This is a genomic window from Streptomyces violaceorubidus, assembly GCF_000717995.1.
Classification (GTDB): domain Bacteria; phylum Actinomycetota; class Actinomycetes; order Streptomycetales; family Streptomycetaceae; genus Streptomyces; species Streptomyces violaceorubidus.
In genome coordinates, this window is sequence record NZ_JODM01000025.1 from 148527 (window position 1) to 172273 (window position 23747).

A 23747-nucleotide genomic window follows, 5' to 3' on the forward strand; every position below is an offset into this window, starting at 1 on the left:
ACGGACGAAACAAGGAGTCGCCGGGTGACGAGTACCGACGTGACGCAAGAAGCAGAAGGCTCGGGACCCGGCGGCTACGCGGCGGCCCGGCTGCGCCTCCTCACCGAGGGGGCGCGGTCCGGGCCGCCGCGCCGCAGGGCGCTCGCCGAGCTGACGGACGACTGGCTGGCGGGCCTCTTCGGCGCGGGCACCGGGGGACAGACGGGGGTCTCGCTCGTCGCCGTCGGCGGCTACGGACGCGGCGAGCTGTCCCCGCGCAGTGACCTGGACCTGCTCCTGCTGCACGACGGCCGTGACGACAAGGCCGTCGCCGCGCTCGCCGACCGCCTCTGGTACCCGGTCTGGGACCTCGGCCTCGACCTCGACCACTCCGTGCGCACACCGCAGCAGGCCCGGAAGACGGCGGGCGAGGACCTGAAGGTCCACCTCGGACTCCTGGACGCCCGCCACCTCGCCGGAGACCTCGGCCTGACCGCCTCGCTGCGCACCGCCGTCCTCGCCGACTGGCGCAACCAGGCTCCCAAACGCCTCCCTGAACTCCGTGACCTGTGCGCCGAGCGGGCCGAACGCCAGGGCGAGCTCCAGTTCCTGCTGGAACCCGACCTCAAGGAGGCCCGGGGCGGCCTGCGCGACGCCACCGCCCTGCGGGCCGTCGCCGCCTCCTGGCTCGCCGACGCCCCGCGCGAGGGTCTCGCCGACGCCCGGCGCCGCCTGCTCGACGTACGCGACGCCCTCCACCTGGCCACGGGCCGGGCGACCGACCGGCTGGCGCTGCAGGAACAGGACCAGGTGGCGGCCGGGCTGGGGCTGCTGGATGCCGACGCCCTGCTGCGCCAGGTGTACGAGGCGGCCCGCGTCATCGCCTACGCGGGCGACGTCACCTGGCGCGAAGTGGGGCGCGTGCTGCGCTCGCGCTCCGTACGGCCGCGCCTGCGCGCCATGATGAACGGCGGGAAACCCGCCGCCGAGCGCTCCCCGCTCGCCGAGGGCGTCGTCGAGCAGGACGGCGAGGTGGTGCTCGCCCGCACCGCGCGCCCCGAACGCGACCCCGTGCTCCCGCTGCGTGCCGCGGCCGCCGCCGCACAGGCCGGGCTCCCGCTCTCCCTGCACGCCGTACGGCGCCTGGCGGTCACCGCGCGCCCCCTGTCCACACCCTGGCCCGCCGAGGCCCGCGAGCAACTGGTGACCCTGCTCGGCTCGGGCCGGCCCACGGTGCAGGTCTGGGAGGCGCTGGAGGCCGAGGGCCTGGTGACCCGGTTGCTGCCCGACTGGGAACGGGTCCGCTGCCGCCCGCAGCGCAACGCCGTGCACCTGTGGACCGTCGACCGGCACCTGATCGAGACCGCCGTCCGCGCCGCCGGGTTCACCCGCCGGGTGCACCGCCCCGACCTCCTGCTGGTCGCCGCGCTGCTGCACGACATCGGCAAGGGCTGGCCCGGCGACCACTCCGTGGCGGGCGAGACCATCGCCCGGGACGTCGCCACCCGCATCGGCTTCGACCCCACGGACGCGGCCGTCCTGGCCACCCTCGTACGCCACCACCTCCTGCTCGTGGAGACCGCCACCCGGCGCGACCTCGACGACCCGGCCACCGTGCGCGCGGTCGCCGAGGCGGTCCGCACGGAGCACACGCTGGAACTGCTGCACGCCCTGACGGAGGCGGACGCGCTGGCCACCGGCCCCGCCGCCTGGTCGTCCTGGCGCGCCTCCCTCGTCGCCGACCTGGTGAAACGGGTCGCCGGGGTGCTGGCCGGGGATCCGCCGGGCGAACCCGCGGCCACCGCGCCCACCGCGGAGCAGGAGCGGCTCGCGGTCGAGGCCTTCCGTACGGGCGGTCCGGTACTGGCGCTGCGGGCCCAGACGGAGCCGCCCGGTGAATCCGCGCCGGCCGACCCCTCCTCGGTGGCCGGCCCCGAGCCCCTCGGGGTCGAGCTGCTGATCGCCGTACCCGACCAGGAGGGGGTGCTCCCCGCGGTCGCCGGGGTCCTGGCCCTGCACCGGCTGACCGTCCGCACCGCCGAGCTGCGCTCCCTCCCGCTGCCGGACGGCGTCGACGGCTCCGTCCTGCTCCTCGACTGGCGGGTCGCCGCCCAGTACGGCTCCCTGCCCCAGGCCGCCCGGCTCCGTGCCGACCTGGTCAGGGCCCTGGACGGCAGCCTGGACATCGCCGGACGGCTCGCCGAACGCGACGCCGCCCACCCCAGGCGCCGGGGCGTGGAGCCGCCCCCGCCCCGGGTCACCGTCGCCCCGGCCGCGTCCCGGCTCGCCACGGTGATCGAGGTCCGCGCGCAGGACGCGCCGGGGCTGCTCTTCCGCATCGGACGGGCGCTGGAGGGCGCGGGGGTGCGGGTGCGCAGCGCGCACGTGTCGACGCTGGGGGCGAACGCGGTGGACGCGTTCTACGTGACGCGGGGCAGGGGTGCGCCGTTGCCGGGTGAGGAGGCGGCGTCGGTGGCCCGGGGGTTGGAGGAGTCGCTGCGGGCGTGAGCCCGCGGTCATGTCGCTCTGCCCGGCGGGCAGGGACGAATTGCTTGCCGGGCCGGATACCCTGGAGGGCGACCCACACCAACGCCGACGCGAGGACCTACGCCGCCGTGTTCGATACTCTCTCCGACCGCCTGTCAGCCACCTTCAAATCCCTCCGGGGCAAGGGACGGCTGTCCGAGGCGGACATCGACGCCACGGCCCGCGAGATCCGCATCGCGCTGCTTGAGGCCGACGTGGCGCTGCCCGTCGTGCGCGCCTTCATCAAGAAGGTCAAGGAGCGCTCCCTCGGCGCCGAGGTCTCCAAGGCGCTGAACCCGGCCCAGCAGGTCCTCAAGATCGTCAACGAGGAACTGGTGGGCATCCTCGGCGGAGAGACCCGCCGCCTGCGCTTCGCCAAGCAGCCGCCGACCGTGATCATGCTGGCCGGTCTCCAGGGTGCGGGCAAGACCACCCTGGCGGGCAAGCTCGGCCGCTGGCTCAAGGAGCAGGGCCACTCTCCCCTGCTCGTGGCCTGCGACCTCCAGCGCCCCAACGCCGTCAACCAGCTCAGTGTCGTCGCCGAGCGCGCCGGTGTCGCGGTCTACGCCCCCGAGCCGGGCAACGGCGTGGGCGACCCGGTCAAGGTCGCCAAGGACTCCATCGAGTTCGCCAAGGCCAAGGTCCACGACCTGGTCATCGTCGACACCGCCGGCCGCCTGGGCATCGACCAGGAGCTGATGCAGCAGGCCGCGGACATCAGGGACGCGGTCCGCCCCGATGAGATCCTCTTCGTCGTCGACGCCATGATCGGTCAGGACGCGGTCAACACCGCCGAGGCCTTCCGCGACGGCGTCGGCTTCGACGGCGTGGTCCTCTCCAAGCTCGACGGCGACGCCCGCGGTGGTGCGGCCCTGTCGATCGCCTCGGTGACCGGCAAGCCGATCATGTTCGCGTCGAACGGCGAGAAGCTGGAGGACTTCGACGCCTTCCACCCCGACCGGATGGCCTCCCGCATCCTCGACATGGGTGACCTGCTCACCCTGATCGAGCAGGCGGAGAAGACGTTCAGCCAGGAAGAGGCCGAGAAGATGGCCTCCAAGCTGGCGTCCAAGAAGGGCCAGGACTTCACCCTGGACGACTTCCTGGCCCAGATGGAGCAGGTCCGCAAGATGGGCTCCATCTCCAAGCTGCTCGGCATGCTGCCCGGCATGGGCCAGATGAAGGACCAGATCAACAACCTCGACGAGCGCGACGTCGACCGCACGGCCGCCATCATCAAGTCGATGACCCCGGCCGAGCGCCAGGAGCCGACGATCATCAACGGCTCGCGCCGCGCCCGCATCGCCAAGGGTTCCGGCGTCGAGGTCAGCGCCGTGAAGAACCTGGTCGAGCGGTTCTTCGAGGCCCGCAAGATGATGTCCCGCATGGCCCAGGGCGGCGGCATGCCCGGGATGCCGGGGATGCCCGGCATGGGTGGCGGCCCCGGCCGGCAGAAGAAGCAGCAGAAGAAGGCCAAGGGCAAGCAGCGCTCGGGCAACCCGATGAAGCGCAAGCAGCAGGAGCAGGAGGAAGCCGCCCGCCGGGCCGCCGCCGCGCAGAGCGGGGGTGCCCTCGGACTGCCGCAGCAGGGCGGGCAGGACTTCGAGCTGCCGGACGAGTTCAAGAAGTTCATGGGCTGACCGCCCGTTCGGACACAGTGCTTCGCCGGGGTGCTTCCTGTTCCAGGGGGCGCCCCGGCGTCGTACACCCACATGCCCGCGCGGCTTTCCTGTCGTAGCGTCCGGATATGACCAATCCGTCGCCGCCGCGCAAGGCACCCGAGCCGCCCTGGCGGACCGAGGGCACGCCCGACGAGCCGCCCAAACCGCCGTCCGGCGGCAGGAGGATGCTCGGCGGCTGGTGGAACCTGGTCCTGGCCGCGCTGATCGTCTACCTGATCGCCAACCTCTTGCTCTCCTTCTTCAACGAGGGCGACGAGCCGACCATCTCCTACACGGAGTTCAGCAAGCAGGTCGACGAGGGCAACGTCAGCAAGATCTACGCCAAGGGCGACGCGATCCAGGGCCAGCTGAAGAAGGCCCGCGACAATCCCGAGGGCGACGGGACGTACACCAAGTTCACGACCGAGCGGCCGACCTTCGCGGACGACCAGCTCTGGGCCGAGCTGACGAAGAACAAGGTCACGGTCACCGCCGAGCCCGTGGTGCAGCACCGCAGCTTCCTGGCCAACATGCTGATCGCGCTGGCCCCGCTCCTGCTCCTGGTGGTGCTGTGGATCTTCATCGCGCGACGCATGCGGGGCGCCCTGGGCGGCGGTGCGGGCGGCATGCTCGGCCGCAAGGCGCCGCCCAAGCCGGTCGAGCTGGAGGCCGGGAAACCGCGCACCACCTTCGCCGACGTCGCCGGGATCGACGAGGTGGAGGGCGAGCTGAGTGACGTCGTCGACTTCCTGAAGAACCCGGACGCCTATCGCCGCATGGGTGCCAAGATGCCCCGGGGTGTCCTGCTGACTGGCCCACCCGGGACCGGAAAGACGCTCCTCGCGCGCGCGGTGGCCGGAGAGGCGGGCGTGCCGTTCTTCTCCGCGTCGGCGTCCGAGTTCATCGAGATGATCGTGGGCGTGGGCGCCTCCCGGGTGCGGGAGCTGTTCGCCGAGGCCCGCAAGGTGGCGCCGTCGATCATCTTCATCGACGAGATCGACACCATCGGCCGGGCCCGCGGCGGCGGCTCCGGCATGGGCGGCCACGACGAGCGCGAGCAGACCCTGAACCAGATCCTCACCGAGATGGACGGCTTCTCCGGCTCGGAGGGCGTGATCGTCATCGCCGCCACCAACCGCGCCGACATCCTGGACGCCGCCCTGACCCGCCCCGGCCGCTTCGACCGGGTGGTCAGCGTCTCGCCGCCGGACAGAAGTGGCCGGAAGGCGATCCTGGAGATCCACACCCGCGAGATCCCCCTGGCCGCGGACGTCGACCTCGCCCAGGTCGCCCGTACGACGCCGGGCATGACCGGCGCGGAACTCGCCAACCTCGCCAACGAGGCGGCGCTGCTCGCGGTCAAGCGGAAGCAGGAGCGGGTGACGCAGGCCAACCTCTCCGAGGCGCTGGAGAAGGTCCAGCTGGGGGCCGAGCGTCCGCTGGTGATGCCGGAGGAGGAGCGCCGGCGCACCGCCTACCACGAGAGCGGGCACGCCCTGCTGGGCATGCTCCAGCCGGGCGCCGACCCGGCGGCCTCGCCGCCGCGCCGCAGACGCTCGACGCGATCGACGGCGAGATGCGACGGGTCGTGGACTCCTGCTACGAGGAGGCCGTGCGCAAGCTGCGCGACCACCGGGGACAGCTCGACGCGCTCGCCGAGTCGCTGCTGACGAGCGAGACGCTCGACGAGGCGGAGGCGTACCGCATCGCCGGGATCACCCGGCTGACGAAGGACGACCCGGAGGTGTGAGCACCCTGTCGGTCTACTTCCGCGGGAACTTCCAGACGTAGGGCTCGCCGTCCTCCTCCGACCAGTGGACCTCGACGCCGGCGGCGTCCGCCGGGATCACGTAGGTCTCGCAGAAGACGTGGCTCTCGCCCCGCTTCCAGCTCTCGACGTCGTACGGGTCCTCGCAGCCCGGCGCGTCCTCGGCGGCGCCGATGAGGACACCGCCGCGCTGCCCGTCCGCGAACACCGTGGTGCCGTCGTGCGCGTCGGAGCCCTCGGTCAGGGCCGGCCCGCCCCGGTGCGTGTACCTCATGTGCGCGGTGGCCAGCACCTTGCCCTTCGCGTCCGCGGCGTCCGCCACCGCCTTCGCGGCCTCCGCCTCGGTGCCCACCTCGACCTTCTGCGCCAGGACCTCGTACGTGACCTCGCCGGGATCCTCCGAGACCTTCCCCGTCGCGCTCTCGCCCTGCGCCATGTCGCCGCCCGAGGCGGGCCGGGAGGGCGACGGCGAGGACTCGGCGGACGCCCCGCCCTTCTCGTCGGCGCCGGTGCCCTCGTCCCCGCCCCCGCAGGCGGTGAGGGCCAGGGCGAGGACGGCGAGAGGCGCGGCGAGGCGCAGAGCGGTCTTGCGGTGCGGCACTACGGGCTCCCGTATGCAGATGTGTCTGTTCCCCCGAACGGTGGATCACAGTAGGGGCCCATGAAGCACCAGGGGAAACCGCCGGAACCCATGCCCGGCTTCTTCACATCATTCGCACCCGCATCGGAAGAAGCCCGTCAGGTGTCGCACGCTTTCGATCGGAAACAGTCGGACCCGACCTTCAGGGAACTCGTGCGACCAGGTAGCGGAACACGTTCGGCATCCACACGGTCCCGTCCGGCCGCCGGTGCGGGTGCAGGGCCTCCGTCAGCTCCTTGTCGACCTGTGCCCGGTCGGTCGCCGCGACCGCCGTGTCGAACAGCCCGGTCGACAGCAGCCCGCGCACCGCGCTGTCCGTGTCGGCGTAGCCGAAGGGGCACGCCACCCGGCCCGAGCCGTCCGGCCTGAGTCCGGCCCGCTGGGCGACCTCCTCCAGGTCGTCCCGCAGTGCGGGGCGCCAGCCGCCCGGGCCGCGCGTCGGGTCGGTCAGCCTGGCGGCCACCCGCAGCACCGATGTCGTGGCACACCGCTCGGGCGGGCCCCAGCCGGCCAGCACCACGGCCGCCCCGCGTGCGGCGAGCGGCGTCGCCCGGGCGAGCAGGTCGCCGAGCTCCTCCGAGTCGTCCGCGCGGCACCCGGTGGGTTCGAAGGCGGTCACCAGGGTGAACGCCGGTGCCGTGGGGTCCGCCGCGTCCCCGGGCGTGCCCCGGACGATCCGAGGCGCGTCGGCACGCGCGCGCGTGCTCACCGCGCCGCCCGCCCCGGGCTCCTCGGGCGTCCCGGACAGCAGGCGCCGACGGGCCAGGTCCAGGAGCTCCGGGGAGCGGGAGTCGACCCCGGTCACCGCGGCACCGCGCGAGGCGGCCATCAGCAGCGCGAGACCGGAACCGCAGCCCAGGCTCAGCATCCGGGTACCGCCGCCCACGTCCAGTCGCTCGTAGACGGCCTCGTAGAGCGGCACGAGCATCCGCTCCTGTATCTCGGACCAGTCACGCGCGCGTGCCCGCAGGTCCACGTGAGGTGTCGCCCTCGCGTGAGACGGGTGCTGCCGCACGAGCGTAGGTGTCATAGGAAAGTGCCCCAATCGCCGAGTGTTACCGCCGTGCCCGATTCGATGGCCCCCGTGCAGTGCGCTCGCACTCCCCCCGTATGCCAGGTAACTCCGGGCTCGCCGTGACGTCCAGTGGTAGCGGGGCCCGGTTTGCCCGATCCCCGGCAGCGTGGCGAGATTTCACTTCCCGGCAACACGGGCCTGGCCGCGCGGTAGCCGGGACGGCCCCGTCCCGCGGCCCGGTCCGGATGGCCGGAACATGACGCCCGGCGATGACCGCGGGTGGCCGCCCCACCGGCGGCACGGTTCCGGCCAAGGTCGGCCTGGCCGGCGGCCCCCGCGCGCCGCCCCGACGGGGCGGGAGGCGGGGCGGTGCCGCACGCCTGAAGCGCACCCGGTAACGTCGCGTCCACGGACACGTCCTCCCGGACGGTGCCCCTCCGGCGCGACAGCGACCGAAACGCCCCTTGCGCCCGCGCGGGTCGCGCACTCCGGCGCGTGGACGGCGGCTACACGCCGGCGCGTACGTCGGACTACGCACCAGCTTGGTATGAGCTGTGAGGCTTCTCCGCAGATCAGCGCACCCGCCCTCGTCGGGACGCATCAGCGGCAACTGACTGGTACGTGCAAAATATTTGGGATGGCCCGGAATAGGAACACAGCGGCCCTCCGGCTCGTTGTCATTACGTGAGCACGACACCACCTGTTCTCGCCGCAGAGCTGGCGCAGGCGTGGGCCGACATTCAGCGGCACCACACCGAGCTGCCCGATCTTGCCGCGCCCGAGTCCCTGATCGGAGAGTCGTCGTCCGCCTGCGGGCACGAACTCTCCTTCGAGCGACTGCTTCACGAGGCAGTCCACGGCATCGCCGCCGCGCGCGGAGTACGCGACACCTCCCGCGCGGGGCGCTACCACAACCGCCGATTTCTCGCGATCGCCGAGGAGCTGGGCCTGGACCACCCCGAGGAGCCGCATCCCAGCAGCGGCTTCTCGCTGGTCACGCTCACCCCCGAGGCGAAGCGGCGGTACCGTCCGACGATCGAACGCCTCCAGCGCGCGCTGAAGGCGCACACCGCCGCCACCGCGACCGACACGGCCCGCAGCTTCCGCGGTCCGGCCGCCCGGCACGGCTCCTCCGGGGGAGGGGTGCGCGTGAAGGCGGTCTGCGACTGCGGGCGCAACGTCCGCGTCGTCCCCTCGGTGCTGGCCCAGGCCCCGATCATGTGCGGCGGCTGCGGCAAGCCGTTCCGGATCCCGGAGGTGGTCGGCGCCGGAGTGAGCTGACGGTCCGGCTGCTCGTGGCAGCCGGACCGGGCCGGGGCCCGTCGCCCGCAGGCGAGTGGTCCGCCCGCCGGGGGGACCCGGCGCCCGCGGTCCGACGGGCCTGCCCGCGTGTGGCACAATGGCTAGCTGTACTCGACAGTCGCACAGGACCCCTCTCTCCTCCGGCTGACGCGTCCATCGGGCACTCGGGTACCGCAACCCCACGCGGCTCTCTCGCCGTGCCCCATCACGTCAAAACCAGGAGAACCCACTCCCGTGGCAGTCAAGATCAAGCTGAAGCGTCTGGGCAAGATCCGTTCGCCTCACTACCGCATCGTCGTCGCCGACTCCCGTACCCGCCGTGACGGCCGGGCCATCGAGGAGATCGGCAAGTACCACCCGACGTACAACCCGTCGGTGATGGAGGTCGACGCCGAGCGTGTGGCGTACTGGCTCGGTGTCGGTGCCCAGCCGACCGAGCCCGTGCTCGCCATCCTGAAGAAGACCGGCGACTGGCAGAAGTTCAAGGGCGAGCCCGCCCCGGCTCCGCTGCTCCAGCCGGCCGAGAAGGCGGCCCGCCCGTCCTTCGAGGCGATCGGTGGCGAGGACGAGGGCAAGGGTGAGGCGATCACCCAGAAGAAGAAGGCCGACAAGAAGGACGAGGCCGCCGCCGAGTCCTCCGCGTCCGAGGCCTGAGCATGCTCGAGGAGGCTCTCGAGCACCTCGTGAAGGGCATCGTCGACAATCCTGACGATGTGCAGGTCGCCTCGCGCAACCTGCGCCGCGGGCGGGTGCTCGAGGTCCGGGTCCACCCCGACGACCTCGGCAAGGTGATCGGCCGCAACGGCCGCACCGCGCGCGCCCTGCGCACCGTCGTGGGCGCCATCGGCGGACGCGATGTCCGTGTCGACCTCGTCGACGTGGACCACGTCCGCTGACGCCAATCGCAGCACCGGCTCGGGCCGGGGAAGGCCACTGGGCCGTCCCCGGCCCGCAGTCGTATGAGCCCGACCGGCTCGTCGCAGTACCGACAGGAGATCAAGCACAGTGCAGTTGGTAGTCGCGCGCATCGGCCGCGCCCACGGAATCAAGGGCGAGGTGACCGTCGAGGTCCGCACGGACGAGCCGGAGCTGAGGCTCGGACCCGGTGCCGTACTGGCCACCGATCCCGCCTCCGCCGGGCCGCTCACCATCGAGACCGGCCGGGTGCACAGCGGCCGCCTCCTGCTGCGCTTCGCCGGCGTCCACGACCGCACCGGCGCCGAGGCGCTGCGCAACACCCTCCTGATCGCCGACGTCGACCCGGACGAGCGGCCCGAGGACGAGGACGAGTACTACGACCACCAGCTGATCGACCTGGACGTGGTGACCGAGGACGGCACCGAGGTGGGCCGCATCACCGAGATCTCCCACCTGCCCACGCAGGACCTCTTCGTGGTGGAGCGCCCCGACGGCAGCGAGGTCTACGTGCCGTTCGTCTCCGAGATCGTCACGGAGATCGACCTCGACGAGCAGCGCGCGGTCATCGATCCGCCGCCCGGCCTGATCGACGACCGGGCCGAGGTCGCCTCCGCGCGGGACGCCGAGGGCGCCGATGCCGAGGGCGCCGGGGACGAGGCGTAATGCGGCTCGACGTCGTCACGATCTTCCCCGAGTACCTGGAACCGCTGAACGTCTCCCTCGTCGGCAAGGCACGCGCGCGCGGACAGCTCGGCGTCCACGTGCACGACCTGCGGGAGTGGACGTACGACCGCCACAACACGGTCGACGACACCCCCTACGGCGGCGGTCCCGGCATGGTCATGAAGACCGAGCCGTGGGGCGACGCCCTGGACTCCGTCCTGGCCGACGGCTACGAGACGGGGTCCGGCGAGCCCGCGCTGATCGTGCCCACGCCCAGCGGCCGCCCGTTCACCCAGGAACTCGCCGTCCACCTCTCCGAACGGCCCTGGCTGATCTTCACCCCCGCCCGCTACGAGGGCATCGACCGCCGCGTCGTCGACGAGTACGCGACCCGGATGCCCGTGTACGAGGTGTCCATCGGCGACTACGTCCTGGCCGGCGGCGAGGCCGCCGTGCTCGTCGTCACCGAGGCCGTGGCCCGGCTGCTGCCCGGCGTGCTCGGCAACGCGGAGTCGCACCGGGACGACTCCTTCGCCCTCGGCGCCATGGCCAACCTGCTGGAGGGCCCCGTCCACACCAAGCCGCCCCTGTGGCGCGGGCGCGGCATCCCGGACGTGCTGCTCAGCGGTCACCACGGGAAGATCGCCCGCTGGCGCCGCGACGAGGCCCTGCGCCGCACCACGGCCAACCGGCCCGACCTGATCGAGCGGTGCGATCCCGCGGCCTTCGACAAGAAGGACCGCGAGATGCTCTCCATCCTGGGCTGGCAGCCCGACCCGGACGGGGAACCGTACGGCCGATTTTGGCGCAGGACCCCCGGCATGGAAGAATAGGCGGCTGTTGTGCGTCCGTCCGGAGCGCGCCCCTGCCACAGGGGGAGACGACGTCCGTCCCGACCCGCACGACCCTGATTCCGAAACACCTAGTTTCCGTCGATGACCTGTGGCATCGGCGAAGAAAGCAGACGAAATGTCTCACCTGCTCGACTCCGTCGACGCCGCGTCGCTGCGCAGCGACGTCCCGGCCTTCCGCCCCGGCGACACCGTCAACGTCCACGTGCGCGTCATCGAGGGCAACCGCTCCCGTGTGCAGCAGTTCAAGGGCGTCGTCATCCGCCGTCAGGGCGCCGGCGTGCGCGAGACCTTCACGGTCCGCAAGGTCTCCTTCTCCGTCGGCGTCGAGCGCACCTTCCCGGTGCACACCCCGATCGTGGAGAAGATCGAGCTCGTCACCCGCGGTGACGTCCGTCGCGCCAAGCTGTACTACCTGCGTGAGCTGCGCGGCAAGGCCGCGAAGATCAAGGAGAAGCGCGAGAGCTGAGCGCCCTCCGAGGTCCGCGCCGGGGCCGGATAGCATCTGGCCCCGATGGACATCGAAACACAGCACACGGAGCGCGACCGCTCCTCCCACCCTTCCGACTCCGAGCAGCCCTCGGATCCGAAGGGACCGGAGGGGCGGTCGCGTTCCGCGTTCGCGGGGCGGATCACGGACTGGGTGCCGGGCGGCCGGATCACCGTGGTCCTGCTGGCCCTCCTGCTGTTCCTGCTGCTGGTCAGCACCTTCGTGCTGCAACCCTTCCAGATCCCCAGCGGATCGATGGAGCGCGGATTGAGGATCGGCGACCGGGTTCTCGTAAACAAGTTGGCGTACCGTTTCGACGGTCGGCCGCGCCGGGGAGACGTCGTCGTCTTCGACGGCACCGGGGGTTTCGGGCACGGCGACTACATCAAACGCGTTGTCGGTGTGGGCGGGGACCACGTGGTGTGCTGCGACAAGGAGGGGAGGATCCGGGTGAACGGCCAGTCGGTCGACGAGTCGGCGTTCCTGTACCCCGGCGACCGCCCCTCCTCGGTCCCCTTCGACGTCGTCGTCCCCGACGGCACCCTCTTCGTCCTCGGCGACCACCGGGCCGACTCCAGCGACTCCCGCGACCACCTGGGCTCCCCGGGGGGCGGAATGGTCCCGCTGGACGACGTGATCGGTCGCGCGGACTGGATCGTCTGGCCCTTCGGCCACGCCACCCGCCTCGACCGCCCCGACGCCTACGCGCGCGTGCCGGACGCGGAGGCCGACGCCGGGGCCGTGTCCGGTGCCGAGGCCGGGGCGGCACGCCGCGAGGACGCCGATGGGTAGCCGGGGCAAGCCGCGGGGAGCGCCCAGCAGCCCCGCGGAGAACCTGCTGCCCACCGGCTCGCGGCGGACCGCCGCACCGTCCGGCGGCCGCTCCCGCGCCGAACGCCGCAAGCTCCAGCGCAAGGTCAAACGGCGGCGCAGACGCGGCGCCGTCAAGGAGATCCCGCTCCTCATCGGCGTCGCGGTCCTCATAGCGCTGGTGCTCAAGACCTTCCTCGTCCAGGCCTTCGTGATCCCCTCGGGCTCCATGGAGCAGACCATCCGGATCGGCGACCGGGTCCTGGTGGACAAGCTCACCCCCTGGTTCGGCTCCGAGCCGCAGCGCGGGGACGTCGTCGTCTTCCGCGACCCGGGCGGCTGGCTCCAGGGCGAGCAGACCACCAAGAAGGACGACCCCGTCGTCGTCAAACAGGTCAAGGAAGGCCTCGCCTTCATCGGCCTGCTGCCGTCCGACGACGAGAAGGACCTCATCAAGCGGGTCGTCGGCGTGGGCGGTGACCACGTCAAGTGCTGCGACACCCAGGGACGCGTCACCGTCAACGGCGTTCCCCTGAACGAGGACTACCTGTACCCCGGCGACACCCCGTCCCGGACGCCGTTCGACGTCACCGTCCCCGAGGGGCGGTTGTGGGTGATGGGCGACCACCGGTCCAACTCCGCCGACTCCCGCGCCCACCAGGCGAAGGACTTCGGCACGGTGTCCCAGGACGAGGTGGTGGGACGGGCCATGGTGATCGCGTGGCCGTTCGGTCACTGGACCACCCTGGACGAACCGAAAACGTACGCGTCCGTGTCCGACGCGGCCTCCGGTTCGACCGCCGCTCCCGAGCTGTCGCATAGGGTTGCCCCTTACGATCCGAACGCGATGATGAAACTCCCGACCCCTGCGGAACTCCCGCTCGTTATGGGAGTGGTGGGCCTGCGCCGTATCCGGGGCAGGCGGCGGCAGAGAGTAAGGAGTTGGCGTGGGGGATGTGGCGGTTGGCGCACGGTCCGGTCACGACGGCGAGGAGAACCGCGGTCGCCCCGAGGAGAGGTCCGGTCCGGCCCCGGTCGGCCCCCCGGACTCCGGGTACGGCTCCGGGACCGAGGACGGCAGGGTGACGAACGGACAGCACGGCCAGAACGGACACAACGGCGGGACCGAGGACGAGGGAGTGGGCGGGGCGCCGCCCGCGACACCTCCGGCGGCCAAGAAGCAGCGCTCCTTCTGGAAGGAGCTGCCGATCCTGATCGGCATCGCGCTGGTGCTCGCCCTGCTGATCAAGACGTTCCTGGTGCAGGCGTTCTCCATCCCCTCTTCCTCGATGGAGAACACCCTTCAGATCGGTGACCGGGTCCTGGTCGACAAGCTGACCCCCTGGTTCGGCTCGGAGCCCGAGCGCGGCGAGGTGGTCGTCTTCCACGACCCGGACGACTGGCTGGCGGGCGAGCCGACACCCGACCCGAACGCGCTTCAGACGGTCCTCAGCTGGATCGGCCTGATGCCGTCCGCGGACGAGAAGGACCTGATCAAGCGGGTCATCGGCGTCGCCGGTGACACGGTCGAGTGCAACAAGACCGGCCCGCTCAAGGTCAACGGCAAGGCACTGAACGAGCCGTACGTCTACCCGGGCAACACGCCGTGCTCGGACGACGACCAGGGCGGGCGGTTCAAGGTCACGGTCCCCGAGGGCAGGATCTGGGTCATGGGCGACCACCGGCAGAACTCCCGGGACTCCCGCTACAACCAGTCGGACAAGAACGGCGGCATGGTCCCGGTGGACGAGGTCGTCGGCCGCGCCATCGTGGTCGCCTGGCCGATGAACCGCTGGAGCACCCTGCCGGTCCCCGACACCTTCGGCCAGGACGGCCTGCAGGACCAGTCCGCGGCCGCCGCCGCGCTGTCGGTCGCGCCCCAGGGCCTGGCCGTCGTCGGCGTGGTCCCGATCGTCTGGTGGCGCCGCCGGCGCACCGCCCCGGCCGAGACCCGCTGAACCCGCCGGAGCCCGCTGAGGTGTGAAGAGCCCCCTTCCGGTCCCCGGGAGGGGGCTGCCCCGTTGGCGTACCGCCGGGTAAGGTGCGGCTCCATGGGTGGCGAGAGCACGACACGTACGGCCCCGCGCGGCGGCGGAGCGAACAGGACTTCGGTGGGCGGCCGGACCGGGCAGCGGCTGTCCGGCATCGCCGTGGCGCTGGGCCTGGTGCTGTTCCTCGGCGGGTTCGGCTGGGGAGCGGTGGTCTACCGGCCCTACACCGTGCCGACCAGTTCGATGACGCCGACGATCGACGCCGGTGACCGGGTCCTGGCGCAGCGCATCGACGGCGCCGACGTCCGCAGGGGCGACGTGGTCGTCTTCAAGGACGCGACCTGGGCCAACGCCCCGATGGTCAAGCGGGTCGTCGCCGTCGGCGGGGACACCGTCTCCTGCTGCCAGAAGGGCAAGCTGAAGGTCAACGGCAAGGTGGTCGACGAGCCGTACCTGCCCGCCGGGACGCCGGCCGAGATCAGCGACTTCCAGACCGTGACCGTCCCGGCGGGCCGCCTGTTCCTGCTGGGTGACGAGCGCGGCAACTCCGTGGACTCCACCGCCCACCTGACCGACGCGGCCCGCGGCACGGTGTCGCGCGGCGCCGTGGACGCCCGCGTGGACGCCGTGGCCTGGCCGATGAACGGCATGCTGGAGCGGCCCACCGGTTTCGAGTCGCTGGGCGACCTCTCCTCGCCGGGCCCGCTGCGGACCGTGGTCGTCCTGGTGATCGCCGGGGCCGTGCTGATCCTGGGTGGCGCGGCCTACGGCCCCCTCGCCAAGCGGACCGGGGCCTCCCGGGCCCGCGGGGGAGCGGAGCCGACCGGTGGCCGCTGAGGGGACGGCGGCGGGGCAGGACACCTACGAGGGCGGACTGCGCCGGGTCGCCCGGGTCGTGCTGCTCGACCCCGAGGACCGCATCCTGCTGCTGCACGGTCACGAACCGGACGATCCCGCCGACGACTGGTGGTTCACCCCCGGCGGCGGCGTGGAGGGCGACGAGACCCGTGCGCAGACCGCCCGGCGCGAGCTGCTGGAGGAGACCGGCATCACCGATGTCGAGCTCGGCCCGGTGCTGTGGCGGCGCAGGTGCTCCTTCCCCTTCGCGGGCCGCCGCTGGGACCAGGACGAGTGGTACTACCTGGCACGCACCGCCCGGACCGCCACCGAGGCGGTCGGCCCCGGCCTCACCGAACTGGAGCGGCGCAGCGTCGCCGGAGCACGCTGGTGGACGTGTGAGGAACTGACCCGGGCACGTGAGACGGTGTATCCGACCAGACTCGCCGAGCTGCTGCGCACGCTGCTCGACGAAGGTCCCCCGGCCGGGCCGGTGACCTTGGACACCGAAATCGTCTAGGGGCGCACGGGCCTGGCGCACAATGGGGGGACCGCACGGCTGAAGGGGAACATGCCATGAGCGCCGAGGACCTCGAGAAGTACGAGACCGAGATGGAGCTCAAGCTCTACCGGGAGTACCGCGATGTCGTCGGTCTGTTCAAATACGTGATCGAGACCGAACGGCGCTTCTACCTCACCAACGACTACGAGATGCAGGTGCACTCGGTGCAGGGCGAGGTGTTCTTCGAGGTCTCCATGGCGGATGCCTGGGTGTGGGACATGTACAGGCCGGCCCGGTTCGTCAAGCAGGTGCGGGTGTTGACGTTCAAGGACGTGAACATCGAGGAGCTGAACAAGAGCGACCTGGAGCTGCCCGGCGGGTGACGGGGTTTTCCACAACCGGTGAGTAGTTCACCGTGAGTGACGGACTCGGCTCGGCTGCGTGATCGTTGGTGCCGGAGGTGGTGCCGACATGAACGCACGAGGTGCGATGGGCAAGTACGGCGAGACACTCGCCGTCCGCCGGCTGACCGGGGCCGGGATGACCGTCCTGGAGCGCAACTGGCGCTGTGGCAGGGCCGGGGAGATCGACATCGTGGCCCGGGACGGAGACGTCCTGGTCGTCTGCGAGGTCAAGACGCGCCGGGGCGGGTCCTTCCAGCACCCGATGGCCGCCGTGACGCCGGACAAGGCCGAGCGGCTGCGGCGGCTCGCGGAGCGCTGGATCCAGACCCACGGAGGAGCCCCGCCCGGCGGCGTCCGCATCGACCTGGTCGGCGTGCTCCTTCCGCAGCGCGGCGCCCCCGTGGTCGAGCACGCCCAGGGGGTGGCGTGATGGGGTTCGCGCGGACGTGCTCGGTGGCGCTCGTCGGCGTCGAGGGCGTGGTGGTCGAGGTCCAGGCCGACCTGGAACCGGGCGTGGCGGCGTTCACGCTGGTGGGACTGCCGGACAAGAGCCTCACGGAGAGCCGGGACCGGGTGCGGGCAGCGGTGGTGAATTCCGGCGCGGAATGGCCCCAGAAGAAGCTGACGGTGGGCCTGAGTCCGGCCTCGGTGCCCAAGAGCGGCAGCGGCTTCGACCTGGCCGTCGCGGCGAGCGTCCTGGGCGCCGCCGAGCGGATCGACCCGCGGGTGCTCGCCGACATCGTGATGATCGGAGAGCTGGGTCTGGACGGCCGGGTGCGGCCGGTGCGCGGCATCCTGCCCGCGGTACTGGCCGCGGCGGAGGCCGGGTACGAACAGGTGGTCGTACCGGAGTGCGCCGCGGCCGAGGCGTCCCTGGTGCCGGGCGTGTCGGTGATCGGCGTCCGCAGCCTGCGCCAGCTGATCGCGGTCCTTGCCGACGAGCCCGTCCCGGAGGAGGAACGCGACCATGACCTGCGGGGCCGTCCGGACCCGCTTCTGGCCGGTCTGCGCATGCCCGGCACGGGCGCGGCCACCGGAATGCACAGCATGGGAGCGGCACAGCACGACCACGGCCACGACCTCGCCGACGTGGTCGGCCAGGAGTCGGCACGCACGGCCGTGGAGGTCGCGGCGGCCGGTCGCCACCACCTCTTCCTGGAGGGCCCGCCCGGCGCCGGCAAGACCATGCTCGCCGAACGGCTGCCCGCCATCCTGCCCCGGCTCTGCCGGACAGAGTCACTCGAGGTCACCGCCGTGCACTCGGTGGCGGGACTGCTGCCGCCGGGCAAGCCCCTGATCGACGTGGCTCCCTACTGCGCCCCGCACCACTCCGCCACGATGCAGGCCCTCGTCGGCGGCGGCCCCGGCATCGCCCGGCCGGGAGCCGTGTCGCTGGCGCACCGAGGCGTCCTGTTCCTGGACGAGACACCCGAGTTCAGCAGCCACGCGCTGGACGCCCTGCGCCAGCCCCTGGAGGCCGGGCACGTCGTCATCGCGCGCAGCGCGGGTGTGGTGCGCTTCCCGGCGCGGTTCCTGATGGTGCTTGCCGCCAATCCCTGTCCGTGCGGGCGGTTCTCGCAGGCCGACGAGGTGTGCGAGTGCCCGCCCTCGGCGATCCGCCGCTACCAGGCGAGGCTGTCCGGACCGCTGCTCGACCGGGTCGACCTGCGGGTCGAGGTGGACCGGGTCACGCGCGGCCAGCTGGCGGGGGACGGCCCTCGGGGCGACGCCACCGCGACCGTCGCCGACCGGGTGCGAGCGGCTCGGGACCGGGCGTCCACGCGTCTCACGGGCACCCCGTGGCGGTCGAACGGCGAGGTGCCCGGCCGGGAGCTGCGCAGTCGCTGGCGTCCCGCACCCGGCGCCATGGACGAGGCCGAGCGCAGCCTGGAACGTGGCGTGCTGACCGCTCGCGGCCTCGACCGGGTCCTGCGCGTCGCCTGGACCGTCGCGGACCTGGTGGGTCACGACCGCCCCGACGCGCGGGACGTCGCCCTGGCCCTGCAACTGCGCACGGGAGTCCCGAGGGGCGTACCGATGGCCCTGGGAGCACTGACGTGAACGGGGACACCGTGCGGACGGGGGACGGGGACACCATGCCGACGGGGGACGGGGACATGGGCGGGGAGATCCGGCGGCTGGAGGGTGACGCCATGAGTGCCGAGTCCGGGCGGCTGGAGGGGAACGCCGTGAGCGGGGAGCCCGGGGCGGTGCCGGGTGAGGGCGTGAGGGACGGGACCGGGCCGTGGGGTGACGCCTTCGCGAGTGGCGGGAGCACACCCCCGGGGGACGGCGCCACCGGTGAGGATGCGCCTTTGCCGAGGAACGACACCCTCTTCCGCGACGACGCCGTGCCCCTCGGCCGAGGCGGTCCGGCCGAGGGGGACGCGGTGATGCGGGCCGCGTCCGGGGGCGACGCCAGCGCCGTGGGTGGCGGCGCTGCCGACGCCCGTGTCGTCGCGGCACGGGGTGGCGCTGAGGCCCGTGGCGACGGGAGCGGGGCGCGGGGTGACCGACCGGCGGACCGTGAGTTGCTCGGGCGGGTCTTCCTCGCCCGGGTGCTGGAGCCCGGTGACGAGACGGGTGGACGGTGGGTGCGGGAGCGCGGTGTCCAGGAGGTGGTGCGGCGCCTGCGCGAGGGCGGGCGTGCCCTGCCGGGGGTGAGCCAGAAGCGGTGGGCCGGGCTGTGCGCCCGGGCGGACCGCGCCGACCCCGGCCGTGACCTGGCCGTCGCCCGGTCCGCGGGGGCGCGGTTCGTGACCCCCGGGACCGCGGAGTGGCCGGGTCAGCTCGACGACCTCGGTGACGCCCGGCCGCTCGGCCTCTGGGTGCGGGGCGGGCCCAGTCTGCGCATGTGGGCACTCAGGTCGGTCGCCGTCGTCGGTGCCCGCGCCTGCACCGAGTACGGCGCCCACATGGCCGCCACCCTCGCCGCGGGCCTGGCCGAGCGCGGCTGGGTCGTGGTGTCCGGCGGCGCCTACGGGATCGACGGCGCCGCCCACCGCGGTGCCCTCGGGGCCGGCGGCGCCACCGCCGCGGTCCTGGCGTGCGGGGTCGACCGCCCCTACCCTCCCGGGCACACCGCGCTGATCACCAGGATCGCCGAGCAGGGCCTGGTCGTCGGCGAGCTGCCACCCGGCGACCATCCGACGCCGAGCAGATTCATCCTGCGCAACCGCGTCATCGCCGCGCTCACCCGGGGCACCGTGGTCGTCGAGGCCGCCTACCGCAGCGGTTCGCTGGTGACCGCCCGGGCGGCCCGGCGGCTGGGCCGGCACGTGATGGGTGTGCCGGGACCGGCGACCAGCGCCCTGTCCGCCGGGGTGCACGAGCTGCTGCGCGCCGACGCGGTGCTCGTCGGGGACGCCGACGAGGTGGTCGAACTGGTCGGCGACATGGGAGAGCTGCCTCCGGAGCGGCGCGGACCCGTCCTCCCCACCGATCTCCTGGAGCCGCGGACCCGGCAGGTGCTCTCCGGGCTTCCCGGGCGGGGGACGGCGACGGCGGCGGAGGTGGCGCGCCGTGCCCAGACCTCCGAGGACGACGCGATCGCGAGGCTGTACGAACTTCGAGCACTCGGTTACGTCGAACGACACGGCGACGGCTGGAAGTTGACACGCCAGACGATGATCTCGGTTCGCGGCGGTCGCAACCCCTGCTGACGCACCGTGTTCGGCCGTCCGGGGGAACCCCGACGCCCCTGGGGATTCTGGCAGTTGAGGTGTTCGGGTGATCACCCAGAGCGATCATCGTCCCCCCAGTAGAGCGTTCGGCGGAACGTATCTGCGGAGGGTGCTCACCCAGTTCTTCGCACACCGCGACGTTCCAGTCACGCTACGCTCACGATGACCCCCACGCAGACGGCCGACAGCAGGCGACAACCAGAGAGCAGACCGGCGGCCTCAGGCAGACCACATCACGGCAGAACGGCACTAGGCGACGAATGCCCCAGCACACCTCCGGGTCCGACCGGGCGGCGATCCCCCCAGCCGCCCGCGACGGTGGCAGCGTGCGACCGTCCGCCCCCTCGACGCTCGACGAGTTGTGGCGGTCGTACAAGGCGACCGGCGACGAGCGGCTGCGGGAACAGCTCATCCTGCACTACTCGCCCCTGGTGAAGTACGTGGCGGGCCGCGTCAGCGTGGGACTGCCGCCCAACGTCGAACAGGCCGACTTCGTCTCCTCCGGGGTGTTCGGGCTGATCGACGCCATCGAGAAGTTCGACGTCGACCGGGAGATCAAGTTCGAGACGTACGCGATCACCCGGATCCGGGGCGCGATGATCGACGAACTGCGCGCCCTGGACTGGATCCCGCGCTCGGTGCGGCAGAAGGCGCGCAACGTCGAGCGCGCGTACGCGACGCTGGAGGCACGGCTGCGCCGCACCCCCTCGGAGAGCGAGGTCGCCCTGGAGATGGGGATCGCGGTGGAGGACCTCCACGCGGTCTTCAGCCAGCTGTCGCTGGCCAACGTGGTGGCCCTGGAGGAGCTGCTGCACGCGGGGAGCGAGGGCGGCGACCGGCTGAGTCTGATGGACACGCTGGAGGACACCGCCGCCGACAACCCGGTCGAGGTCGCCGAGGACCGGGAGCTGCGGCGGCTCCTGGCCCGGGCGATCAACACACTCCCGGAGCGGGAGAAGACCGTGGTCACGCTGTACTACTACGAGGGCCTCACCCTCGCCGAGATCGGGAACGTGCTGGGTGTGACCGAGAGCAGGGTCAGTCAGATCCACACCAAGTCGGTGCTGCAACTGCGCGCCAAACTGGCGGGTTTCGGCCGCTGACCCGGACCTGCCGCACGGGCGACGGCCTCGCCGGTGACCCGGTCGCGGGACGTGCGGCCCGGCGGACGACTCCCGTACGGGGTGCCGCGTCCGTAAAGTGGTGACGTGCCAAGGATTCGAGCGGCCTCTGTGGCCGAGCACCGGTCGATGCAGCGTGCCGCCCTGCTGGACGCGGCACGCTCCCTGCTGTCCGACGGCGGAACGGAGGCGCTGACCTTCCCCGCCCTCGCCGAACGGACGGGCCTCGCCCGGTCGTCCGTCTACGAGTACTTCCGGTCGCGGGCGGCGGTGGTCGAGGAGCTGTGCGCCGTCGACTTCCCCGTCTGGGCCGCCGAGGTCGAGGCCGCGATGGAGCGCGAGGCGACCCCCGAGGCCAAGGTCGAGGTGTATGTGCGCAAGCAGCTGGACCTGGTCGGGGACCGGCGGCACCGGGCCGTCGTGGCCATCTCCGCGAGCGAGCTGGACGCCGGCGCCCGGGAGAAGATCCGGGCGGCGCACGGTGGACTGGTCGCGATGATCGTCGAGGCGCTGGGCGAGATGGGGCACGGCCAGCCGCGGCTGGCGGCGATGCTCCTCCAGGGCGTCGTCGACGCGGCCGTGCGGCGGATCGAACTGGGCGCGGCCGAGGAGCCGGCGGCGATCACGGAGGCGGCGGTCTCCATGGTGCTGCGCGGCGTGCGGGGCTGATCCCCGCACCGCCGGGCACCGGCACGCCCAGGACCGGCAGCAGCCTCGACGGACCCGCGTTCAGCAGCCACGGCGGGAGCAGGGACAGCGGGTTCAGATAGACCTCGCCCCGCAGCAGGCCCCAGTGCAGGCAGGCCGTGCAGTGCGGGCCCGTCGGCCGCACCGTGCCGAGCAATTCCCCGGCCGCGACCTCGTCACCCTTCTTCACGGCCGCCTCGACGGGGGCGTACGTCGTCCGCAGGGGCGCCTCGCCCGTCCCCGCCAGCTCCACCGAGACCACGCCCCGGCCCGCGACCTGCCCCGCGAACGACACCCGCCCCGCGGCCACCGCCCGCACCGGCTCCCCGCCGTCCGCGGCGAGGTCCACGCCGCGGTGCCCCGGTCCGTAGGGCGTCGCCGGGGGCTCCCAGCCCCGCAGGACCACGGGCCGCGTACCCACCGGCCAGTACCGGGCCACGGGCGGCACCGCCGGGTCCACCACCGGTTCCGCCGGGTCCACCACCGGGTCCGCCGGGTCCGGCAGGGACCACGCCGCCGTCGCCGTCGCCGGGCGCTGCGGCCCCGCCGCTCGGACGGCCAGGACAGCCAGGACGGCCAGGACGGCCGACACCACCACCGCTCGGGCGCACGCCCTCACCCATCGCCTCGTTCGCATGCGAGCACCGTCCCGCACCGGGGCCCTTCGCGTCCGGCCCTGTGGACCGCGGGCCGGTTGTGGACAGCCGCGTCACCCGGCACCCCGCGGGTCCCGTACACTTCTGGTGGCGATCCGGGTCACCGGGTCGACTTCGCACGCCCCGACACGAGGCCCGCAAAGGCCCGTGTCAGCGCCCCTCGGTCCCTAGTGGCAGGCGCATCGCGGGCGTCAGGCGCGGGAGCCGTCCGGCTCGCGCGGCACAACCGAGAAACCAAGGAGATACGGCCATGGCCGTCGTCACGATGCGGGAGCTGCTGGAGAGCGGCGTCCACTTCGGTCACCAGACCCGCCGTTGGAACCCGAAGATGAAGCGCTTCATCTTCACCGAGCGCAACGGCATCTACATCATCGACCTGCTCCAGTCGCTGTCGTACATCGACCGCGCCTACGAGTTCGTCAAGGAGACCGTCGCCCACGGCGGCACGGTCATGTTCGTCGGCACGAAGAAGCAGGCGCAGGAGGCCATCGCCGAGCAGGCCACCCGCGTCGGCATGCCCTTCGTCAACCAGCGCTGGCTGGGCGGCATGCTCACCAACTTCTCGACCGTCTACAAGCGCCTGCAGCGCCTGAAGGAGCTCGAGCAGATCGACTTCGAGGACGTGGCCGCCTCCGGCCTCACCAAGAAGGAGCTGCTGGTCCTCTCCCGCGAGAAGGCCAAGCTGGAGAAGACCCTCGGCGGTATCCGCGAGATGTCCAAGGTGCCCAGCGCCGTCTGGATCGTGGACACCAAGAAGGAGCACATCGCGGTCGGCGAGGCCCGGAAGCTCAACATCCCGGTCGTCGCCATCCTCGACACCAACTGCGACCCCGACGAGGTCGACTACAAGATCCCGGGCAACGACGACGCGATCCGCTCCGTCACCCTGCTCACCCGCGTGATCGCCGACGCCGTCGCCGAGGGCCTCATCGCCCGTTCCGGTGTCGCCGGTGGCGCCAAGGGCGAGAAGGCCGCCGGCGAGCCGCTCGCCGAGTGGGAGCGCGACCTGCTCGAGGGCGAGAAGGCCGAGAAGAAGGACGACGCCGAGGCCGCCGAGAAGCCCGCCGAGGCTCCGGCTGCCGAGGCCGCCCCCGCCGAGGCTCCCGCCGCCGAGGCTCCCGCCGCCGAGGCTCCCGCCGCCGAGGCGCCGGCCGAGGCCCCGGCCGCGGACGCCGAGCAGGCCTGACCCTCACCACCTTCGGGTGCCGGACGGCGGGGGCCCACGAAGCCCCCGCCGTCCGGC

General features: G+C 72.5%; 22 protein-coding genes and 2 pseudogenes. 21 read left to right on the top strand and 3 right to left on the bottom strand.

The window, feature by feature from the left end; genetic code table 11:
- Positions 1-24 precede the first annotated feature (24 nt).
- From IE94_RS0125545 to IE94_RS36045, 3 genes and pseudogenes are all read left to right on the top strand, one after another.
- Positions 25-2487, top strand: coding sequence for a [protein-PII] uridylyltransferase (locus IE94_RS0125545; RefSeq protein WP_030188610.1), 2463 nt, complete (start codon positions 25-27; stop codon positions 2485-2487).
- Between the two features lie 107 nt (positions 2488-2594).
- Positions 2595-4145: a signal recognition particle protein gene (gene ffh, locus IE94_RS0125550; protein ID WP_030188613.1), complete on the top strand. Its 1551-nt coding sequence runs from the start codon at positions 2595-2597 to the stop codon at positions 4143-4145.
- Between the two features lie 107 nt (positions 4146-4252).
- A pseudogene (locus IE94_RS36045) lies at positions 4253-5916 on the top strand (ATP-dependent metallopeptidase FtsH/Yme1/Tma family protein).
- Between the two features lie 13 nt (positions 5917-5929).
- On the opposite strand, the gene IE94_RS0125560 reads toward IE94_RS36045, so the two are convergent.
- Positions 5930-6535 (bottom strand): hypothetical protein, encoded by a 606-nt coding sequence (locus IE94_RS0125560; protein ID WP_030188615.1) that lies wholly within the window; start codon positions 6533-6535, stop codon positions 5930-5932.
- 181 nt (positions 6536-6716) lie between these two features.
- Positions 6717-7604, bottom strand: a complete 888-nt coding sequence (locus IE94_RS0125565; RefSeq protein WP_030188618.1) for a class I SAM-dependent methyltransferase — start codon at positions 7602-7604, stop codon at positions 6717-6719.
- Positions 7605-8273: 669 nt separating this feature from the next.
- Between IE94_RS0125565 and IE94_RS0125570 the strand changes: the two genes are divergently transcribed.
- The 17 genes and pseudogenes from IE94_RS0125570 (at position 8274) to IE94_RS0125650 (ending at position 21830) form a co-directional block, all read left to right on the top strand.
- Complete coding sequence (locus IE94_RS0125570; RefSeq protein ID WP_030188620.1) at positions 8274-8870, top strand: hypothetical protein; 597 nt, start codon at positions 8274-8276, stop codon at positions 8868-8870.
- Positions 8871-9125: 255 nt separating this feature from the next.
- Positions 9126-9545: a 30S ribosomal protein S16 gene (rpsP, locus tag IE94_RS0125575; protein WP_007444852.1), complete on the top strand. Its 420-nt coding sequence runs from the start codon at positions 9126-9128 to the stop codon at positions 9543-9545.
- A gap of 2 nt (positions 9546-9547) precedes the next feature.
- Positions 9548-9787, top strand: a complete 240-nt coding sequence (locus IE94_RS0125580; RefSeq protein WP_030188623.1) for an RNA-binding protein — start codon at positions 9548-9550, stop codon at positions 9785-9787.
- Between the two features lie 109 nt (positions 9788-9896).
- The gene (rimM, locus tag IE94_RS0125585) at positions 9897-10472 is read left to right on the top strand and encodes a ribosome maturation factor RimM (RefSeq protein ID WP_030188625.1); all 576 of its coding nucleotides are present in this window, start codon (positions 9897-9899) and stop codon (positions 10470-10472) included.
- The gene (trmD, locus tag IE94_RS0125590; RefSeq protein ID WP_030188628.1) at positions 10472-11305 is read left to right on the top strand and encodes a tRNA (guanosine(37)-N1)-methyltransferase TrmD; all 834 of its coding nucleotides are present in this window, start codon (positions 10472-10474) and stop codon (positions 11303-11305) included. Before rimM ends, trmD begins: the two co-directional genes overlap by 1 nt.
- A 136-nt stretch (positions 11306-11441) precedes the next feature.
- Entirely contained in the window at positions 11442-11792 is a 351-nt protein-coding gene (gene rplS / locus IE94_RS0125595) for a 50S ribosomal protein L19 (RefSeq protein ID WP_016432403.1), read from the top strand.
- 45 nt (positions 11793-11837) lie between these two features.
- Complete coding sequence (lepB, locus tag IE94_RS0125600; RefSeq protein ID WP_030188633.1) at positions 11838-12605, top strand: signal peptidase I; 768 nt, start codon at positions 11838-11840, stop codon at positions 12603-12605.
- Positions 12598-13680, top strand: a pseudogene (gene lepB, locus IE94_RS38410) (signal peptidase I); the annotation flags it as partial. The gene lepB (IE94_RS0125600) and the pseudogene lepB (IE94_RS38410), both read left to right, overlap by 8 nt.
- Complete coding sequence (gene lepB, locus IE94_RS0125610; protein WP_030188635.1) at positions 13571-14581, top strand: signal peptidase I; 1011 nt, start codon at positions 13571-13573, stop codon at positions 14579-14581. The pseudogene lepB (IE94_RS38410) and the gene lepB (IE94_RS0125610), both read left to right, overlap by 110 nt.
- A gap of 93 nt (positions 14582-14674) precedes the next feature.
- Positions 14675-15451: a signal peptidase I gene (gene lepB / locus IE94_RS0125615; RefSeq protein ID WP_030188637.1), complete on the top strand. Its 777-nt coding sequence runs from the start codon at positions 14675-14677 to the stop codon at positions 15449-15451.
- Positions 15441-15971, top strand: coding sequence for an NUDIX hydrolase (locus IE94_RS0125620; protein ID WP_030188639.1), 531 nt, complete (start codon positions 15441-15443; stop codon positions 15969-15971). Before lepB (IE94_RS0125615) ends, IE94_RS0125620 begins: the two co-directional genes overlap by 11 nt.
- Positions 15972-16027: 56 nt before the next feature.
- Positions 16028-16336 carry a DUF2469 domain-containing protein gene (locus IE94_RS0125625; protein WP_003965949.1) on the top strand — a complete coding sequence of 103 codons (309 nt, stop codon included), beginning with the start codon at positions 16028-16030 and terminating at the stop codon, positions 16334-16336.
- An 88-nt stretch (positions 16337-16424) separates the two neighbouring features.
- Complete coding sequence (locus tag IE94_RS0125630; RefSeq protein WP_030188644.1) at positions 16425-16787, top strand: YraN family protein; 363 nt, start codon at positions 16425-16427, stop codon at positions 16785-16787.
- On the top strand, positions 16787-18418 hold the full coding sequence (locus IE94_RS0125635) for a YifB family Mg chelatase-like AAA ATPase (protein WP_030188646.1): 1632 nt from the start codon (positions 16787-16789) through the stop codon (positions 18416-18418). The genes IE94_RS0125630 and IE94_RS0125635 overlap by 1 nt, the downstream gene beginning before the upstream one ends.
- A gap of 332 nt (positions 18419-18750) precedes the next feature.
- The gene (dprA, locus tag IE94_RS0125640) at positions 18751-20019 is read left to right on the top strand and encodes a DNA-processing protein DprA (protein ID WP_425337983.1); all 1269 of its coding nucleotides are present in this window, start codon (positions 18751-18753) and stop codon (positions 20017-20019) included.
- Positions 20020-20300: 281 nt separating this feature from the next.
- Positions 20301-21143 (top strand): RNA polymerase sigma factor WhiG, encoded by an 843-nt coding sequence (gene whiG / locus IE94_RS0125645; protein ID WP_030188650.1) that lies wholly within the window; start codon positions 20301-20303, stop codon positions 21141-21143.
- Positions 21144-21272: 129 nt separating this feature from the next.
- The gene (locus IE94_RS0125650) at positions 21273-21830 is read left to right on the top strand and encodes a TetR/AcrR family transcriptional regulator (protein ID WP_030188651.1); all 558 of its coding nucleotides are present in this window, start codon (positions 21273-21275) and stop codon (positions 21828-21830) included.
- Here IE94_RS0125650 and IE94_RS0125655 read toward each other — a convergent pair.
- Entirely contained in the window at positions 21784-22485 is a 702-nt protein-coding gene (locus IE94_RS0125655) for a murein hydrolase activator EnvC family protein (RefSeq protein ID WP_051777681.1), read from the bottom strand. The genes IE94_RS0125650 and IE94_RS0125655 overlap by 47 nt on opposite strands.
- Before the next feature lie 269 nt (positions 22486-22754).
- Here IE94_RS0125655 and rpsB point away from each other — a divergent pair, with 269 nt between their 5' ends.
- Positions 22755-23690 (top strand): 30S ribosomal protein S2, encoded by a 936-nt coding sequence (gene rpsB / locus IE94_RS0125660; RefSeq protein WP_030188655.1) that lies wholly within the window; start codon positions 22755-22757, stop codon positions 23688-23690.
- Positions 23691-23747 lie beyond the last annotated feature (57 nt).